Raw genomic sequence first — 17,741 nt, 5'->3', positions numbered from 1 at the left:
TTTAATAAGGATATAGTTATGTTTAGATGGTTTCAACCCTCAAATGAAGAGTTAATAAAAGCAATAAAAGCAAAAAACGAAGCAGAAGCACAAAGCTTAATTACACAAATGAATACAAACGAATTAAGCAAAGTTAATAATAACGGCGATACAGCTTTAACTGTGGCTGCCGGTAATGGCTTAGAGAAAGTTTGTGAAATGCTTATTAATAAAATGTCTAATAAAGCTATTAATCATGTTAATAATAACGGCGATACAGCTTTAACTGTGGCTGCCGGTAATGGCTTAGAGAAAGTTTGTGAAATGCTTATTAATAAAATGTCTAATAAAGCTATTAATCAGATTACTAATAACGGCGATACAGCTTTAACTGTGGCTGCCGGTAATGGCTTAGAGAAAGTTTGTGAAATGCTTATTAATAAAATGTCTGATAAAGCTATTAATAATGTTAATAATAACGGCTATACAGCTTTAACTTTTGCTGTCAGTAGTGGCTCAGAAAAGATTTGCGAATTGCTTATTAATAAAATGTCTAATAAAGCTATTAATCACATTACTTGTGACGGCACTACGGCATTAACTTTTGCTGTCAGTAGTGGCTCAGAAAAGATTTGCGAATTGCTTATTAATAAAATGTCTGATAAAGCTATTAATCACATTAATAATGATGGCTATACGGCTTTAACTGTGGCTGCTCGTAGCGGCTTAGAGAAAGTTTGTGAAATGCTTATTAATAAAATGTCTGATAAAGCTATTAATCACGTTAATCATTACGGCAATACGGCATTAACTTTGGCTGCCCGTAGCGGCTTAGAGAAAGTTTGTGAAATGCTTATTAATAAAATGTTTGATAAAGCTATTAATTACGTTAATCATTACGGCAATACGGCATTAACTTTGGCTGCCCGTAGCGGCTTAGAGAAAGTTTGTGAAATGCTTATTAATAAAATGACCGATCAGGCTATTAATCATATTGGTAAAAACGGCAATACGGCATTAACTTGGGCTGTTGGTTATGGTTTAGAAAAAGTTTGTGAAATGCTTATTAATAAAATGTCAGAGCAAGCTATTAATCAGATTAATAATAACGGCGAAACTGCATCGAGCTTAGCTACAAAAAATGGTTTTAAAAATATATGTGATTTATTGACGAATAAAAAAGATAATTTAGCTAATAAAGCAAATATAGAAAAGGAACAAGAAGAACAACAGCAGAGCCTACAGTTGAAACAAGCAACTTCAGTGACAAATGAGAACAAGCCGGCAGAAATAAAAGATTTACCTAAAGAAGTAATAAAACAAGATATAACTCAAACAAATCTTACAGCTTCAGAAGAAGATGTTTACGGCTTACTAACACAAATGATCGATAAATTAGAAAATGCAGGTAATACCAATACTAATATAATACAAAATAGTATGCTTGATAAAATACAAAAGTTAGAGAAAGATCAAATTAACTTACAAAATATAGCGAGTATTATACAAAGCATTATAAATAGTAATAAAGTAACTAGGGGAATGCTGATTGATTTAGAAGATGAAATTGATAATATGATATCGCAACAAACTAAAATAGATAGTCTAACACGTATAGATCAATTAAATATATTTAAGCTGGTAGGAGCAGAGGTAATTACTAACTTAGAAAATGATAACACTATTACTGCAAACAATAAAGTTTTAATGCAAGATTCTATAAATGAAATAATAAGCGGAGTATCAAGATTAATAAATGTATCTGATATAGAAAAAATAACGGCTAGTATGAAAGAGTTTACTACAGGAAGAATTACAAAAGACAAGCTTATAGATTTAGAAGGTGAAGTTGATGTAATTATAGTGCTGCAAACGAATAAAGTAACCAACGATGTAGCAACATTTGCAGTAACAGAAATAGTATATGACAAACCGCTTTTGAATCATCCGGAATTGCTAGGGGCTGCGTTGAAAAAATTTAGCTTAAAGGAAATAGGCGAGCGGATTGATGAATTAAGCCCGCGTTTAATAGATGCAGCAATTAATAATAATGATGATGAGCTCGTTTTAGCTGGCTTGATAAGCTTAGGAAATGCTGAAGCACCAGCAGGGTAAATTGTATTTAAACTAAATATTTAAGGCTGGTACTAATGCATAACAAGGCTTAACGAAAGCCTGAACCAAGGCTAATCTAAACCGGTTAAAGGTTCGCAACATATGGGATATGGAAGCCACATAATAGAAGAAGCTTTAAGCTCGCTTATTTTCTTTATAATGTTTAGTATATTTATCTAATAAAATTCTAATCATTTTTTGATAAGGAACATGGGCAATAGCCGCCTGATCTTTAAAAAATTCTATACTTTCTTTACTTAAAGAAATAGTTACTTTTAATGAATCATCTTTTAATAATAACTCTTTAGGGGGTGGTAAAAAATCTTTTACTATTTTTACTGTACCTATTTCCCCATCAGTGTATTTTATTTTCTTGTTCATAAATCCTCTTACCTTTACGCCAATATCCTGCTCCAAAAATTCTTATACAATTATTCCTAAATATAAAACGGACTGTTAAAATATTATCATCAACTTTACCTAAACAAAAATATCTTTTCTCGGTAATACTATGGTCTATATCTTCTAAAATTATCCTATCTATATCTAAAAATGCTTTTTGAGCTTCATAAAAATTTACATTATGTTTTTGGATATTAATTTTATTTTTTTCTTCATCCCATTCAAAAGAAGAATGCATTTTTAACCTTTAATCGATTAATTTAATAATAGTTTGTTTTATATTAAATGTACATATATTTATATGGATAATAAACCATATTTTTTAAGATCAGTAGCTTTAAATTAAAGCATAACAAGGCTTAACGAAAGCCTGAATCAAGGCTAATCTGTACTCGTTTAAGGTTCGCAACACGTACGATACGGGGAGCCATTCCGTACAATTAGCTACTTCTTGTAGTTTATCGAACGGGAAAACCAGTTTGTAATGCACCTTGCAGCCCTTCAGCTCTAGGTTCGCAAATATGAAATTTAAAAATTCACGTTTTTCCTCGATTGTCGAACCTTTGAAAGTTTCATATGCATTTGTCATAACATTTATGAAGTCTAGAAGCTTCTTAGAAAGCTTATCGTCCACCTTATCATAACTTTTAATTAGTTCGCTAAGCTCATATTGACGCTCTTTTAATTGTTAAAACTCTATTTAAGATTTTGCGCGCTCATCATTTAAAACTCTTAACGAGGATAACATTTTATTTATGGTATTAACGTTATATTCTTTATCTTTAACATCACAATTATAGGTTATAAATAAAAGTAACTGATCATTTTTTACCCACCACTTTCTCCAAAAAGTATTTTTTTCATCACTATAAACAAGATGTAACCCTTCAAAATCACCGAATTTTACTTTTCTAAGATGTAATTTTTCTTCTTCATTAAATTCTATAAGGTCTATTATATCTTCATCGGTTATAGGTGTATCTTTAGTATAATCACTTATTTGTAATGCTCCGTAGCCTTCGGGATGAAAAAATGTATAACACTCTTCATTTACTTCCGATTCCCAGTTTTTACTTAACTGAATAGACCATCTTAAAGCTTTAAATAAGCCTGTAAAATTTTGCATGTTTATTTTAAATTAGTCTTTATTAAATGATTTAATATTTTTATAATAGTTTCTATGTTAAAGTAGATTGGTATGGTAATCAATGATAATTTAAAAATAGAGGTAATACATTTATGTAATAAAATATTAAATAAAGAAGAAGATATGTTTGAAGCTTTTTATAAATTATACCCATTATTAGATTATTTTATAATAAATGCTGTAATTATAAGTGAGACTGAAGTTAAAATATATTATTGATTTTAGTACGCCAGTGGCATATAATGTAATTATTATGGATAGAAAATTTATTTCAGTTGTTGAGCTTCCTGAATTTCAAAAATTTGCTAAGTATTATTTAAGTGAAAAGGAATGTATCGAAATAGTTAACTATATTGCTACTAATCCTGAACAAGGGGATATAATAAAAGGGACAGGCGGTATAAGAAAACTAAGATATGCTTTAAATAGCAATAATAAAGGCAAGAGTGGAGGCATACGACTAATTTATTTTTATTACAATGAAAATATGCCAGTATTTTTAATAACAGGTTTTATAAAAAGTGAAATGGATAATATTAGTCAAGCAAGTTGTAATGAATTAAAGAAATTGAGTGAATCATTAGTAAAATTATATAATAAAGAAGGGAAAAATGAGTAACGCAAAATTTAATAAAACTGAAAAAAGTATAATAACTGGCATGCAAGAAGCAGTTTTATATGCTAAGGGAAAATTAAAAGCAAAAAAACATGATATTGCACTACCAACTATTGATGTACATAATGCAAGAGATAAATTAAAATTAACTCAAGAACAATTTGCAACAACGTTTGGTGTGAGCGTAGCTACTCTAAGGAACTGGGAACAAGGCAGAAGGTTACCTACAGGAGCAGCTAGGTTACTTATTAAAATTATTGAAAAAGAACCTGAAACTGTAAAACGAGTTTTACACGGGTAATTACATTAACTACCAAAGATAATAATCATAATATGTTAATTTCAATTGGCTCTAAAAATATATAAAATAAGTTGAAAATGGCAAAAGCTTTAAAAAATATTCATCCTTTAATTCAAGAATTAAACTTATCTAATAAAACAAAAGCTTATTTTAATAAGCTGGAATTTTATGAAATTATAGAAGACGACATTATTTTAAGTGATGAATTTAATGATTTAGATGAAGCTTTAAAGAATCGTTGGAGTTTTGGAGTGGATTTAAGATATTGCACTGCAGATGACTTAAAAGTTTTTTATGAAGCTATAATTAACTCAAGAAGAAAATTTCTCAAAGAAAAAAACATTGCTCAGCAAATGATTTTTTATACTTGGTATGATGGAATGTCAGGTAATTTTTATTTTTCTATTATACCACAGGATTGGAATAAACTACCTCCGGGAAAAGAATTGCCTTTCGGTTGTATCATCAATAAAGTAGAATCTGTTGACGATATTATTGAAGAATTTGTTAATGATAAATATAAAGGTGTTATTCCAATGGATGAATTGGAAACTGTTGATTCTTTTGAGGAATTAGATGATGAAGATTATACAAGTAATTTTACGTTAAATGTATGGTCAACAACTTTATAATTTAATCTTTTATCAAGTCATTTTTTATAATATCTTCTAAAATTTGCTTTTACTCGATCTAATATAACATCTAAATCTTCTAAAGTAATAGTAGTAATATTAAATTTTTGTTTAAAGTAGTCTACAATATCATGGTGTTCATAACTTATAGCTAACGTTAGCGGTGTATCACCGAATTTGTTAGATTTTTTATGGATATCCGTTAAAATATTATTCTCAATAAAAAATTTCACAGACTCTAAATTCCCTCCGGCACCGCAAGCAACATGAAGAGCATTACCCCCGTCCTCTTCTTCATAAGTTAAAGGAATACCTTTTTTATGCAATAATTTTAATAAACGTATTTTTTTAGGGTCTACTAAATCAAATACTATCGGAATATTCAAAAAATCCTGTATATTAAATTGATCTAAAATTTTTTTAATTTCTGGATCACTGCCTTTATATACCACTTCTTCAAATTTATAATATAATTGCCAATTATATTTATCAGTCTCATCTTCCGCATCTAAATTTAAATTTATCATTTTATTACTCATCTAAAGCCACTACAAAAACCTCACCGTGTCTTGTGCGATAACTCTCTCTTCGTTTGTCGGGATGACGTAGACTTTGACTTTACTGTCTGCACTGCTGATTAGATAGTTATTTTCTTGGTTTTTTGCATCGTCTAGCTTAATGCCGAACCATGCAAGTTTGTCGGTAATCATTTCGCGAATTACGGGAGAATTTTGACCGACGCCGGCGGTAAAAATTAAACAGTCAAGCCCGCCGAGTGCCGCCGTTAATTTTCCTATTTCTAACTGAATCCTATAAACAAAAAGCTCTATAGCAAATTTAGCATCCGGGGTTTTACTTTCTAATAAATCCCTAACGTCAGAATTTTCCCCCGATACTCCAAGTAAACCGGATTGACGATATAGTAAGTTAGTTATTTCTGCCAATGTCATTTTCTCATGGTCGAGAAGATAAAGTATTACGCCCGGATCAATTGAACCGGTGCGAGTACCCATCATCAGCCCCTCAAGGACGCTAAAGCCCATAGAGGTAGCAACGCTAATACCGTTATCAAGTGCGCACATACTGCTGCCGCTACCTAAATGCCCGATAATAGTGTGCCGAGGCAAATCTTCTTTGACTATTTCTTTGAAATGACTACTAACCCATTTATATGATAAACCGTGGAAGCCGTAACGATAAATCCCTTGTTCATAATATTTTTTCGGTAAGCCGAATGCTTTGGCAAGCGGCGGATTAGTTGAGTGAAAAGCCGTATCAAAGCATGCTACATGCGTTACTTCTAGATATTTTTGGCGGAATAAATTTAGTACTTGTAAATTATAGGGTTGATGTAAAGGGCTTAAGGGAATTAAATTTTTTAACTCTTCGCTAATTTTTTCCGTAACGATAACGGGAGTATTGAAGTTTTTACCGCCATGAACAATGCGGTGTCCCGTAGCGATTAAATTTAACTCAGGCTGCCGATTCCACCATTCTACAAAAATGTCGATCATTATGCTAATAGCATCGCCGTTAATTTTTTTAGAGAGTATTTGTTCAGATTTATCTTTAGTATTTAGATGAAATATTATTTCATCATTATCTTTTTCTAAAAAAATACGATAAATTCTATCGGCAATTTTTTTATCCTGAATAGCAAAAATAGAAATTTTTAAACTAGAGGAACCGGCGTTAGCAACTAATATCACATCATTCATTATTATTCCTTGTTTTTCGTGTTATGTAATTTTGCTTTAGCATCATGATAAATAAAGGAAGCAAGCACGCAGGAAATAACGCGCATATCCATTGGATCGGAACGACTTGTTAAAATAATCGGAACGCGTGCGCCGAGGACAATCCCCGCCATAACTGCGTTGCCTAAATATTTTAGTTGCTTGGCAAGCATATTGCCGGATTCAAGGTCAGGCACCATAAGTATATCGGCATTACCGGAAACTTGTGAAATAATACCTTTTGCTTCAGCGGCAAATAATGAAATAGCATTATCAAACGCTAAAGGTCCGTCGACAAGAGCGCCTCTAATTTGACCGCGATCTGACATTTTTGATAAAGCCGCCGCGTCTAAAGTTGCCGGGATAGATGAATTAATCGTTTCAACGGCTGATAAAATTGCTACTCTAACTTGTTGATCGTGACTTATTACTCGCATTAAATCAATAGCATTTTGAACTATATCTCTTTTCTCTTCTAAAGTAGGGCGGATATTAATAGCCGCATCGGTAATAATAAAGGGCTTCGGGAAAGTAGAAACTGCCATTAAAAAAGCATGGCTCATGCGGCGCTCGGTACGAAGACCGCGATCTTTATGCACAACTTCCGACATTAATTCATCAGTATGCAATGACCCTTTCATTATAGCCGCAACTTCGCCTTTTTTAGCAAGCTCCACCGCTTTTTTTGCCGCGTCGTGGCTATGTTCGACGTCAATGATTTTGTAATCCTCTAAATCAACGTCGTTAACTTTGGCAACTGCTTCTATTTTGTATTGTGGACCGATTAGAATCGGTTTGATTACGTCAAATTGTGCCGCTCTAATTGCGCCAAGTAAAGATTCTTTATCGGTAGGATGTACTACGGCTGTTTTAACAGCTTTAAACCCGTCGGCTTTAATTAGTAAATCGACAAAATGTTTTGCCGCTTCGTCAAATTCAGGGTTATTAACTTCTTTAGAAGGGGTATAAGTTTTTCCTAGTTTTTTTGCTAAAATAGCATCTAAAAATGTTTCGTTTATTAATTGTTTTGCCTTCATAAAAAACTCCTTAAGATTAAGTTAAATGTCATGCGGGTCTTATTGTGCGGCTACCGGAATCGTCATTGCGAGGAGGGACGGGCGTTGTTGCATGGCTCATAATTTACCGCATTATAGTTATTACAAGTATGGTGTCATACCGTGGCTTGACACCGAACGCTTTGCAAAAATTCGAGCCACGCAACAATACCTCTTCGCAATGCCGGAATTTATTTCATATCTCTTAAATGCTCTTCCAATTTTCTAAGCTTTCTACCTTCATTTACGACCGGTTTTACGTATTTTTCCATTTTAGCATTTGCTCTATGCCGGTTAATTTCCTCAATCTGTGAGTTTACTTCATTTGTAATTGCTTCTTTTCTATCTTCTATTTTCTTAAGCACTTCTCCACTATACTCAAAATTCTTAACGTCGGCTTTAAAATTGTTTATATCTGTAGTCATTTCATCTAGTGGTGTGGTTTTTTCTCTATGATATTGCTCAAGTAATGTCGGCATTTCTTCAGCTTTTATATCATCTCTTTTGTAATGATCTTTAAGAAGCGTATATTTTTCTTCAATATTTTGTTCGGCTTTTTCACGCATCATATCGTAATGATCTTCGCGGCGAGCATACCAATCCTCGTTTATTAACTCGGCATGTTTCGCATGCGCGTTATCAATCATTTGATGCATTTGAGAATCGGTAGCCTTCTCGCGCATAAATCTATCGCCCATAATTACCGGGTCTTCGCCTTCGGATAATTTATTCCGTACCTCATAGATAAGTTTCTTTTTAGCTAAGTCTTCGTAATATGATGCGTCGTCTTTTCTACCTTGCAGTTCTAGCCTTGCAAGATATTCAGGAGCTAGTACGTCTTCTTGAGTGCTAAGAGTTTCTTTATCTATCGTTAATTTTAGCTCTTTATGGTCACGTTCTCTATCCTTATCTTTCAAAGTTTCATCATAAGTTCTAAGCCTTGGATCGGTATAATCAAAATCATGCCATGCCGCGCCGGTTAGATTACCCTCATAAGCATCTCGGAGGTCTTTACCTACTATTGCCGTTAATGCTCCTCTTTTTAGTCCTTCGTAACCGGCATATATTTTTTCTCCTATAGCCAGGCGCTTAGCATCCTTTAATTCTCTTTTTGTTTTAACTCTATTCTGCATTTCTTGCCAGCTTCTAACAACACCGATATTTTTACCTATTAAGCCTACTCCTTTTCCTGACATTTCTTGATGGGTTTTAAAGTAAGCCTCTTTATAATCTTTAACAAATTTGGCATCAACCGCAAGTTCACGTAGACTTTTTTCTCCTTCTTTAGGCTTCATAAGTTTGTCAAGCTCACTTTTTTGCTCGTTAGTTAAAGAATTATAATTTTTTCCTTCAAATTTAGTTTCAGCAAGCTTATCTCGTAATCCGCTATAATTTTTTGCAGATAATTTATTAAGTTCCTCCGAGTTAGTAACATTAGGAAATAATTTTTTAATAGCCTCTTGATAATCATTTTCTGCATTAACATTTTTCACATCTTTACGATCTATACCGTATTTTCTTTTAACTTCCTTTAAGATGCTCTTATTAGCCGATTTAGGATCAAGAGCTTCTTTCATCACCCTGCCGGTCATATATTTTTCATATTTCTCGGCAATAGGCTGGGTAATAAACTTTCTTTGTAAGGTATTTATACTCTTACCTGCTTTATTTGCAGTATAATTCATAGGTTTATTAATTAGAGTCTGAATAGGGGTATAAGCCTGGTGACCGATTTTTTGTAAATTTGTTAAATTGCCTGAAGTACCCGACAAGAATTTTGCTAGCGATACTGCAGTATCATTAAACTTGCTTAATAGATATACGGCTACGAATATTAATAATAATCCGTCAAGTTGAACAAACTTACCGTTAATAAAATTAGAAACTCTTCGAGCATCTTTTATAATATCTAAAAACGGTAATTCAATATAGCGGTTATCTATACATTCATATGCAGAGCAAAAAGTACCGTCATCTTTTTTATAGTCCGTAGGCACTAATATATTTGCTTTATGAAAATTATCTATACCGCCTTTCATCGGCGACGGAAACCACCAATAAAATATTGAATCACCGAGGCTAACGTCTAAATCTTCAGTAAAGCTACCGAATAGCTCGTTTATAGGACCTAAATTCGGAAAGTCATATTTGCATACTCCAAAACCGAGCGTAGAATATATTTCAGTTCTGATAATCATGGAAATGAAAGCAATGCCGACAAATAATATAATAGGTTGTAATGCATAAGAAATTAATTGCCTTAACCAATTTTCAAATAACGAACGTGTGATACTAAATAACATAAAGCAAATAAATATCGGAGCCATCGTTATAATCATGCCGACAGCTATTAAAGCAGTAAGGTAGATAATGGTCGCTTTAAATACCAACATGAAAATAAAGTAAAGAGCTATCAAATATAGAAAAATATATATAAACCCTAAAGGATCGACAAATAATAAAGAAAAAAGTTTAGAAAGAGTTTGCGGAGATATAAGTAGCCCTATAAGGCTTTGAGAGCCTGGACCGGTAGCAGATGCTTCTTTTATTATTTGAAGTATTTGCGAAACCCCTTCAACAAAAAATACAAATAGATAGTCATGGAAAAATGTCCAAGCTTGGGTGGAGCTTAATAATATAGATACAATACTAACTTTTAATATCCTAACTAGTAGCTCAACATGAGTAAGGTTTAGATTACCTATTAAGAAAGAAAAGCCGGTAAACATTATATATAATGTTAAAATAGCCGAAACGCTTAAACGATATCCAGGAGTATCAATTATATTTTGATATGTTTTTCTGACTATCCCTTGATCCGTATCGCTAGTGCCAAATAATTCTTTTTGTATTAAGTTTGTTAAAAATTCTAATGGGTCGGGTCTAGTATCGCTAACCCCTGCTTTAATAACTACGCGGTATTGTCCACCGTTATCGTCATAAAATTTATCTAAAATTTTAAAATAAAGATTAGACTGAGCATAGTCGGAAGCTGTTACCCCATCATATTGGTAATTTATTCCTCCCGACTGGACAAATTGCCCTTTTTTATTAATGCTATAAAAATTATAACCGTTATTTATTACCGGCTCACCTAAGTGTTTATTTATACCTTTTGGACTACGTTGACTATCGGGGGAACTATTAGGGTCGGAATTATGCGCCGCAATCAAAAAATAAAGCCCTACGCCGTTTTTAAGCAGACATGGAGCATTAGTAATAGGAGCGTCTTTTGGGGTAGGGCTAGGACACATATTGCCGTCTATAAACTGGCATGGCTGCAGCTTTAGACAAAAAGCAGAGAGAGTATTAGTATTATTTTCTTGACTATACCATGGACACCAAGCAGATAATTCTTGAGAGGTATTTTTATCTCCTGTAGTGTAGTCCCAGGGTCTAACTACTATAGTAAGCGGATAACCGTTTGCTTTATAGCCGCTATCACGCCACGGTGCGGATTGATCTCCCTCTTGTCTAGAAGTTAATTCTTTTGCTTTATACCGAGAAGAAATATTAAATTTTATAAAGCCGAAATCATCCGGATCGATACATCTATCCCCGCTGCAACCTGACAGAAATAATAAAGATATTAATAAAACAACAAAAATATTTTTTTTCATTTTAAATAAGACATAAGTTACTTTATGTATATTGCGTGGATGGGATTTGGTGTCATCTCTGCACCTCTTTATGTCATTCCCGCGAAGGCGGGAATCTAGAAAATTATAGTCATTCTGAATTTATTTCAGGATCTACTAAAAAAGATGCGCAAAACTTGTTCAGTATGACAATAAAAAGTCTGGATTCCCGCCTTCGAGCGTTGTTGCATGGCTACCAGAATCGTCATGGCGAGGCGCCTTTTGGCGCCGTGGCCATCCAGTTAAACATATTTTTATACTAAACTTGTTTAGTATTCTAATTAAATCCCTCATTATATTCGGGATAACCTGGATGGCCACAGCCACTTCGTGGCTTCGCCATGACGGATTTTTATTAATTTCCTATCCACTCAACAACACATACTCGCAATGACGGTTCGTGGGTATTACTTCCCGTCTTCTTTACCATCCTTCACGTCATTACGCGAAGAAAAAAGTTTATTAGTATATTCTTTACTCTTATTATCCGGTTTGCTTGCTTGGTAATTTTGATCAATTACTTTATCTTTAAAAATTCTTGCCGGAGCTAACGCTGCCTTTCCCATCGGTTTAGCTACCGAGCTTATATCGCTCATAATAGACGCAGTAGGGTTAGTAGGTGCTTGATAATTACCTTCTTGTCTAGCAGGAGTAACATTTGTTAATTGTGCAACTACAATTGAAACATAATTTACTAATCCATAAGACATTAAACAATATGAGAAAAAGAGTAAAGCGGTAGTAAATAATACTAAGAAAGTATTAGTATCATGTGCTAAAAGGTTAGCGCTAGTAACTGCAGGAACTTCCGGTATGAAAAAAGGTATGCCCGGTAAAAACGGTAGAGTAAAAGCAAAACTCCAATCAACGCCAAGGTGACTTAAATCAAGTCCTATTTTTATCGGGATAAGCGTCCCCCAGCAGGCTCTGACAATTACTTTTAAAAGTTGTTCGGATAATATTTGATCTACTAGCAAGAAAAAAATTAGGAGTATTGTCGGTTGCATCACATAACTAAGTAATGTCGATAACCAATTATCGAATAAGCTTTTAGTTTTTTCAAATAACATTAATATTATAAAAAACGGTGCTAAGGAAATCATAACGGACATGCCTATAAAAGCTATAATATAACCGATTATAACTTCTAATATGGCTCTGAAATAAAATATAAGAGCACAAATAGTCATAATTGCTATAAATGCTAGACCGTTTTGAATTTGCAGGAGCTGAATAAAAAGTAATCCCCAAACTCGACCGTTAGTATATTTATCAAATATAGGGTCAATGAAACCGAAAATATTTGCTTGCGAGCTGCTAGCCCCTACAACATTTCTGAAAAAATAATCAATACCGTTTATAAATGCACTAAATAAATATTTATTAAAAAAATCCCAACTTTCCGGTTGAAGCAAAAAAGCTACTATAGTTATTTTAAATATTCTCGTTACAACCTCTTTTGCCGTTAATTTTAAAGCTCCCATTACAAACATTAACCCAAATATAACTACATAAAGCGTTAATGATGCTTTAGCAATATTCTGGATAGCAGAATTTTTGAGTAATTTTCGATAAAAATTTTCCGTGAAGGTTTTAAATTGATCGGTAATAGGTTTTATTGCGCCGTTATAAACTATATCTGAAAACCATGTCGTTCCGGTATAATTAGCATAATCTACGATAATCGAGCCTTGCGGTAGATAAGAGCTAGTGTTTGTTACTCTTAACCACAGATAGCCGTCTTGATACGCATCGGTTGAAAAATCTTGATCTACCGCTCTGCCTGAAGTTGAATTATCAGGTGTTGTACCGGCCGGTGCTATAAGATATTCTACTTTTATATTGTTTAGATCGACATTACTAACGGTATTATCGCCGTTACCTATTTCTATTTGAAATTGATAGCTACCGAAATGTATGAATTTAGCACCCCATTTAACACTATTAATATATGTTGAAAATTTATTAAAATCACTGAATTGCAGCCAATCACTCATCTTAGAAGATTGGTCAAACATACCGCTAATCGGTAAATCGGTAGTAAAATCTAAATCACCGCCGACAGTTGATTTATAATAAAGAAACGGAAGCATAGAATCGCTTATTTCTACTAATGGGATTCCTGCCGGTTTTACGATTTGACTATTGATTTTTATTGCTATATCTGTACCGTAGCGATAATAACAAGCAGAATCGTTTATAGGGTAAGGGCATACTGTTATTTGATCCATAAGGCTTTTAGCGCCACTTGACGTAAAAGCTTGCCCTACCAGTGCCATACTATTATTTCCTATATAGCGAGTATTTACCCCACTTCCTTCACATAAGCTATTATTTCGAGCCGGATCGAGAAAGTTACATATTTTATCTGCAGTACCGTATAATATTCTGTTATCTCCACCGTTTATAGTAGGATTCGTATAAAGTGCTGAAGCAGCAAGTACATTGTTGAGTCCAAGGTCTTGAGTCAAAACGTTATTTTCAGTTGTAGCACTAAAAAAGCTAGATGGAGAAATAAATTTTAAATTTATCACATCCCCTATTTCAACTCGAATTTTTTTTCTTCCTCCTGTAAAATTAATATAATTAATATAATCCTGCATTTTAGGAAATGCTATAGCGCCAAGGTCTTTATCAACGGGGTTAGAAGTAAATGCAGGAAAATCATTAGCCTCGTATTGTTTAGTTTGGTAATTATAAGTTTTAATGAAAATTTGCGGTTTATCAAATCTAGGGTCTATACGATATAATACTAAATATTTTCTAGGTTGCGGTGTTATTCCTGTCGTAACCCAACTAAATTTTATTGATTTACCTTTTTCAACGTTGTTACCGGTTGATTGCCAAATTCCGGAATTTGTAATATCAAGCGATGTTCTACCGGTTTTAAAGCTAGTAAATTCCGGAACCTCTAGGCAACCGAATAAATTTTTTAAATCCCCACTAGCGGTTGACATCCAAGTAAACGTATCATCAGCTTTGACCGGTGATATGTTTAGCAGAATCAATAAAACTAATCCTTTTAGAATTTTTATCATATTGTAATTATAAATTTTGTTTAGTGTGTTTGCTCATGTCATTCCCACACTCCTTATGTCATTCCCGTGAAAACGGAGCATTGTTGCATGGCTAATAATTTACTGTATTATGGTTATTATAAGTACGGTGTCATACCGTGGCTTGACACCGAAACACTTTGCAAAAATCCACCCAAGCAATACGTCCTTACTTATCACTCTTTTCTTCACCGCTACCCTCCGGTTTTTTACTTTCCGGAGTAGTATTACGATTTTTCTGAGCTTCGTCCAACGTGCTATTCCTGGTTTTTAACCTTTGTTTAGCTCCCTGCTTAATTTTAGCTCTCGATTCTTTATCCATTCCTATTTGTTTTAATGCTCCGGTTTCAGCTGTGTCCGACATTGCTCCGCCTATTTTTGTTGCCGAAGGTCCGGTAGCGCTCGTTAGCTTTGCTACCATCTCACCGGAAAATTCTACATAGCCGTACATACCGTAAGCAATAATTACTAAAGCGATGATATGTTGCATATTAACACCCATCATACCGGAATTGTAATCCATTCCCCATGGAGCAAACCAATTAATACAAAAAATCGGTACATTAAGTAAAGCACTGTCAAGACCGACTATACCGACAAACGGAATTTTTATAGCTAATGCACATTTCCAGCAAACACTATATCCTAAAACAAAATCTAAATAAATTGTGAATAATTGAGTAAGTACGATAATGCCTGCCATCAAAATTACCGGTTCAAGCATATATCTAAGTGTAAATCTTACCCAGTTATCAAATAAATATCTGGTAAAATCAAATAACATAAAAGTAAGAAATAAAGGAGCTATACCGATTAATATACAAGTCGCCATAAATGCCATAATATAAACGGCAACAGCTCGAAGAGCCGTAATAATTACAATCATTATAGCAACAAAAACAATGATAAAGTAAATTATTCCGCTAAGTCCCAAAGAAAGTAGTGCTAGTAATTGAGCAATAAATGTTTGACTAAAAAATATTTTACTCATTACCGCATCTAAAAACATAAACGGATTAGAAATTGTATTAGTAGAAGTAAATAAACTGTATCCGCTCATATTAGAAATGATTTCATCGGAAAAACCGGTGATCGCATTAAATAGATAATTATTAAAAAATTCAAAAGTATTGCTGTTCATCAGTCCGCTAACAATACCGATCTTTATTATCCTAATTACTAATTCTTGTTGATTTATTTTAACAAATCCAAGTAAATACATCGCTCCGTAAACCATAACATATAGGATTAGCATTGCTTTAATATAATTGAAAAAATTAGTACAAGAAGAGCTATCACTTCTATTATAGCAAACCATATTCTGAAAAATACTTTCAGCAGCATTTTGGACTTTAGTTTTAAATAATGTGAGCAGGGGCGTCATGACTTTAATAGTAAAGCTTCCTACTTGCTGGGAAGTAGAAAACTTCACTTGATAGCTGCCTTCGCTGTTTTTATAATCTTGTTGATCATTTAAAATTCTCACCCATAAATAACCCTCGCCGCCCACGGTAATTGTTGCCTTACCTTCTTTAACGTCAATTCCGGAGGGTGAGTAAGATTTGCCGCTAGAATTTGGATTTTCGGCAGAAGCTACGGTTATATATTGTACTTTACCGCGATCGGTAAAAACATCGGTGAAACTATTACCGTTTTCTCTATAACATTTGGTTTGTTTAATATTTAAAACATATCCTCCCGTGTTTTTACTAGCATCTTGCGATGGCGGACTCCAAAGGCGGTATTGTAAGTAACTTTTGGAGACGTTAGTATTAAAAGGTGTCTTATAGATAACTTTGTAAATATCGCCATATTCGGCCGGTTGATCCGAAGGAGCTACAAATGTAGCAAATTTGGTAGTACCGATATTTTTATCTACCGTTCCGGAAGGATTCATTTGCCATATCAAGCCTGTGGGACCCTTACCGCCGTTACCGTCAGCCGTATACCAAAAATACTTTAATTTTGAAAGCTGCGATTCTTCTACGGTGCCTAGGCATGTGCCGGCAATCCATCCACCTAGTCCATTACATTTTCCTTTTATAAAATCTAAATCTTTCGGGTTACGGTCAGTAACTATATCAGGGCATTGTCCGTTTGGTGGTTTTCTAGAATTATTAGCGCATTCTAAATTTAAAAAATCAGTAAATAACTTACTTAAATCATCAGACCAGGGAACAGTAAAAGTTCCGTCATCTTTATAGGGATCAGGCATCGAACTAGTAATATTTATCCATGCCCCGCATGAATCACATATATCTTCTCCACAGCATATTGTTCCGAAGGTACAAGGACACCCTAATCCGCACCCTCCCATAAAACTTTTATCACAATAATGATGATAATTACATTTCCAATAATCATTTTGCCATTTACAATCAGAAGTATATTCACCTGAATAAACAGAATATCTGCCGCATATCGGGCTATAGGTAGTTTTGCCTTGAGTACAATCTGCCGTAACAACGGTATTTTTAAACGCATCCGCTACACCGCCGTTATAGTTCGGTGAAATAGAAACTATAATTCGGTCATTATTATATAATTCGGCGATGTTACGCCATTCAGCATTTTTAGCATCAATTATTAAAGATACCGGTTGGGTATTAACATCCGTAACGCGAGGGATAGGTATTTGATTACCCTTATCATCTAAATTAGATTTACCCGGTCTTGTTTGTTCCGTAAATTGTAAATTATCTTTCGGTATATAAGCAAGGCATAAGCTAAGTTGTCCCTCTATTTGTAATTTAAGTACTTGCTGATTCTGAACCGAAATATTAGTATTTAACCATTCTCCGTAACGATTAGGATCGGGAATAAGCTGACTCGTGCCGTCAGACATTATAGTAGAGATATTAGAATAGTTGGCAGTAGCGTTAAGTGTGACCGTATCGGTAATAGCATCCATTCCGCCTTTACCGCTATCGTCATATCTCATGAAACAGCCGTTGCCCATGCTAACGGCTCCTATCATAGCGAGTGCTGCAAGAATAAAACACACTAACGTTGCTATTATTGCAACCACACCTAAAACTTTTAATAAATTACCTTGCATATTATT

Annotated in this window: 16 protein-coding genes; 7 read left to right on the top strand and 9 right to left on the bottom strand. The window is 33.8% G+C overall.

The window, feature by feature from the left end; all coding sequences use genetic code 11:
- Positions 1-18: 18 nt before the first annotated feature.
- On the top strand, positions 19-2,094 hold the full coding sequence (locus AAHM91_RS09300; protein WP_342270588.1) for an ankyrin repeat domain-containing protein: 2,076 nt from the start codon (positions 19-21) through the stop codon (positions 2,092-2,094).
- Between the two features lie 135 nt (positions 2,095-2,229).
- Here the strand turns inward: AAHM91_RS09300 and AAHM91_RS09295 are convergent, their stop codons facing one another.
- From AAHM91_RS09295 to AAHM91_RS09285, 3 genes are all read right to left on the bottom strand, one after another.
- Positions 2,230-2,475, bottom strand: coding sequence for a CopG family transcriptional regulator (locus AAHM91_RS09295; protein ID WP_341792954.1), 246 nt, complete (start codon positions 2,473-2,475; stop codon positions 2,230-2,232).
- On the bottom strand, positions 2,450-2,734 hold the full coding sequence (locus AAHM91_RS09290; RefSeq protein WP_341792953.1) for a BrnT family toxin: 285 nt from the start codon (positions 2,732-2,734) through the stop codon (positions 2,450-2,452). Before AAHM91_RS09290 ends, AAHM91_RS09295 begins: the two co-directional genes overlap by 26 nt.
- A gap of 462 nt (positions 2,735-3,196) precedes the next feature.
- Positions 3,197-3,622 carry a hypothetical protein gene (locus AAHM91_RS09285; protein WP_342270587.1) on the bottom strand — a complete coding sequence of 142 codons (426 nt, stop codon included), beginning with the start codon at positions 3,620-3,622 and terminating at the stop codon, positions 3,197-3,199.
- Positions 3,623-3,694: 72 nt separating this feature from the next.
- On the opposite strand from AAHM91_RS09285, the gene AAHM91_RS09280 reads away from it, so the two are divergent.
- From AAHM91_RS09280 to AAHM91_RS09265, 4 genes are all read left to right on the top strand, one after another.
- Entirely contained in the window at positions 3,695-3,862 is a 168-nt protein-coding gene (locus AAHM91_RS09280; RefSeq protein ID WP_342270586.1) for a hypothetical protein, read from the top strand.
- Between the two features lie 34 nt (positions 3,863-3,896).
- Positions 3,897-4,262, top strand: a complete 366-nt coding sequence (locus AAHM91_RS09275; RefSeq protein WP_253308111.1) for a type II toxin-antitoxin system RelE/ParE family toxin — start codon at positions 3,897-3,899, stop codon at positions 4,260-4,262.
- Positions 4,255-4,560, top strand: coding sequence for a helix-turn-helix domain-containing protein (locus tag AAHM91_RS09270; RefSeq protein WP_253308110.1), 306 nt, complete (start codon positions 4,255-4,257; stop codon positions 4,558-4,560). Before AAHM91_RS09275 ends, AAHM91_RS09270 begins: the two co-directional genes overlap by 8 nt.
- Positions 4,561-4,637: 77 nt before the next feature.
- Complete coding sequence (locus tag AAHM91_RS09265; RefSeq protein ID WP_253308109.1) at positions 4,638-5,192, top strand: hypothetical protein; 555 nt, start codon at positions 4,638-4,640, stop codon at positions 5,190-5,192.
- Between the two features lie 17 nt (positions 5,193-5,209).
- Here AAHM91_RS09265 and AAHM91_RS09260 read toward each other — a convergent pair whose 3' ends face one another.
- From AAHM91_RS09260 to AAHM91_RS09250, 3 genes are read right to left on the bottom strand one after another with little or no spacing between them, the layout of a single operon-like run.
- Positions 5,210-5,719, bottom strand: coding sequence for an ankyrin repeat domain-containing protein (locus AAHM91_RS09260; RefSeq protein ID WP_342270585.1), 510 nt, complete (start codon positions 5,717-5,719; stop codon positions 5,210-5,212).
- 21 nt (positions 5,720-5,740) lie between these two features.
- On the bottom strand, positions 5,741-6,910 hold the full coding sequence (locus tag AAHM91_RS09255) for an acetate/propionate family kinase (RefSeq protein WP_342270584.1): 1,170 nt from the start codon (positions 6,908-6,910) through the stop codon (positions 5,741-5,743).
- 2 nt (positions 6,911-6,912) lie between these two features.
- Positions 6,913-7,965, bottom strand: a complete 1,053-nt coding sequence (locus AAHM91_RS09250) for a phosphate acetyltransferase (RefSeq protein WP_342270583.1) — start codon at positions 7,963-7,965, stop codon at positions 6,913-6,915.
- 25 nt (positions 7,966-7,990) lie between these two features.
- On the opposite strand from AAHM91_RS09250, the gene AAHM91_RS09245 reads away from it, so the two are divergent.
- Positions 7,991-8,212 carry a hypothetical protein gene (locus AAHM91_RS09245; protein ID WP_342270582.1) on the top strand — a complete coding sequence of 74 codons (222 nt, stop codon included), beginning with the start codon at positions 7,991-7,993 and terminating at the stop codon, positions 8,210-8,212.
- Here the strand turns inward: AAHM91_RS09245 and AAHM91_RS09240 are convergent.
- On the bottom strand, positions 8,175-11,603 hold the full coding sequence (locus AAHM91_RS09240; RefSeq protein ID WP_342270581.1) for a type IV secretion system protein: 3,429 nt from the start codon (positions 11,601-11,603) through the stop codon (positions 8,175-8,177). The two genes, AAHM91_RS09245 and AAHM91_RS09240, sit on opposite strands and share 38 nt — an antisense overlap.
- A 35-nt stretch (positions 11,604-11,638) precedes the next feature.
- On the opposite strand from AAHM91_RS09240, the gene AAHM91_RS09235 reads away from it, so the two are divergent.
- Positions 11,639-11,884, top strand: a complete 246-nt coding sequence (locus AAHM91_RS09235) for a hypothetical protein (RefSeq protein WP_342270580.1) — start codon at positions 11,639-11,641, stop codon at positions 11,882-11,884.
- A gap of 144 nt (positions 11,885-12,028) precedes the next feature.
- Here the strand turns inward: AAHM91_RS09235 and AAHM91_RS09230 are convergent, their stop codons facing one another.
- Entirely contained in the window at positions 12,029-14,656 is a 2,628-nt protein-coding gene (locus tag AAHM91_RS09230) for a TrbL/VirB6 family protein (RefSeq protein ID WP_342270766.1), read from the bottom strand.
- A gap of 190 nt (positions 14,657-14,846) precedes the next feature.
- Positions 14,847-17,735 (bottom strand): TrbL/VirB6 family protein, encoded by a 2,889-nt coding sequence (locus AAHM91_RS09225; RefSeq protein WP_342270579.1) that lies wholly within the window; start codon positions 17,733-17,735, stop codon positions 14,847-14,849.
- Between the last annotated feature and the right edge of the window lie 6 nt (positions 17,736-17,741).

The sequence above is a fragment of the Rickettsia endosymbiont of Orchestes rusci genome (assembly GCF_964030945.1).
Lineage (GTDB): Bacteria > Pseudomonadota > Alphaproteobacteria > Rickettsiales > Rickettsiaceae > Rickettsia.
The sequence above is the reverse complement of the archived record's forward strand: the minus strand, read 5'-3'. Positions and strand labels throughout refer to the sequence as shown.

What these genes read in the sequence shown, in the direction of transcription:
- AAHM91_RS09300 (WP_342270588.1), top strand. Translation starts at nt 19, where the DNA reads ATGTTTAGATGGTTTCAACCCTCAAATGAAGAGTTAATAAAAGCAATA.
- AAHM91_RS09295 (WP_341792954.1), bottom strand. Translation starts at nt 2,475, where the DNA reads ATGAACAAGAAAATAAAATACACTGATGGGGAAATAGGTACAGTAAAA.
- AAHM91_RS09290 (WP_341792953.1), bottom strand. Translation starts at nt 2,734, where the DNA reads ATGCATTCTTCTTTTGAATGGGATGAAGAAAAAAATAAAATTAATATC.
- AAHM91_RS09285 (WP_342270587.1), bottom strand. Translation starts at nt 3,622, where the DNA reads ATGCAAAATTTTACAGGCTTATTTAAAGCTTTAAGATGGTCTATTCAG.
- AAHM91_RS09280 (WP_342270586.1), top strand. Translation starts at nt 3,695, where the DNA reads ATGGTAATCAATGATAATTTAAAAATAGAGGTAATACATTTATGTAAT.
- AAHM91_RS09275 (WP_253308111.1), top strand. Translation starts at nt 3,897, where the DNA reads ATGGATAGAAAATTTATTTCAGTTGTTGAGCTTCCTGAATTTCAAAAA.
- AAHM91_RS09270 (WP_253308110.1), top strand. Translation starts at nt 4,255, where the DNA reads ATGAGTAACGCAAAATTTAATAAAACTGAAAAAAGTATAATAACTGGC.
- AAHM91_RS09265 (WP_253308109.1), top strand. Translation starts at nt 4,638, where the DNA reads ATGGCAAAAGCTTTAAAAAATATTCATCCTTTAATTCAAGAATTAAAC.
- AAHM91_RS09260 (WP_342270585.1), bottom strand. Translation starts at nt 5,719, where the DNA reads ATGATAAATTTAAATTTAGATGCGGAAGATGAGACTGATAAATATAAT.
- AAHM91_RS09255 (WP_342270584.1), bottom strand. Translation starts at nt 6,910, where the DNA reads ATGAATGATGTGATATTAGTTGCTAACGCCGGTTCCTCTAGTTTAAAA.
- AAHM91_RS09250 (WP_342270583.1), bottom strand. Translation starts at nt 7,965, where the DNA reads ATGAAGGCAAAACAATTAATAAACGAAACATTTTTAGATGCTATTTTA.
- AAHM91_RS09245 (WP_342270582.1), top strand. Translation starts at nt 7,991, where the DNA reads ATGTCATGCGGGTCTTATTGTGCGGCTACCGGAATCGTCATTGCGAGG.
- AAHM91_RS09240 (WP_342270581.1), bottom strand. Translation starts at nt 11,603, where the DNA reads ATGAAAAAAAATATTTTTGTTGTTTTATTAATATCTTTATTATTTCTG.
- AAHM91_RS09225 (WP_342270579.1), bottom strand. Translation starts at nt 17,735, where the DNA reads ATGCAAGGTAATTTATTAAAAGTTTTAGGTGTGGTTGCAATAATAGCA.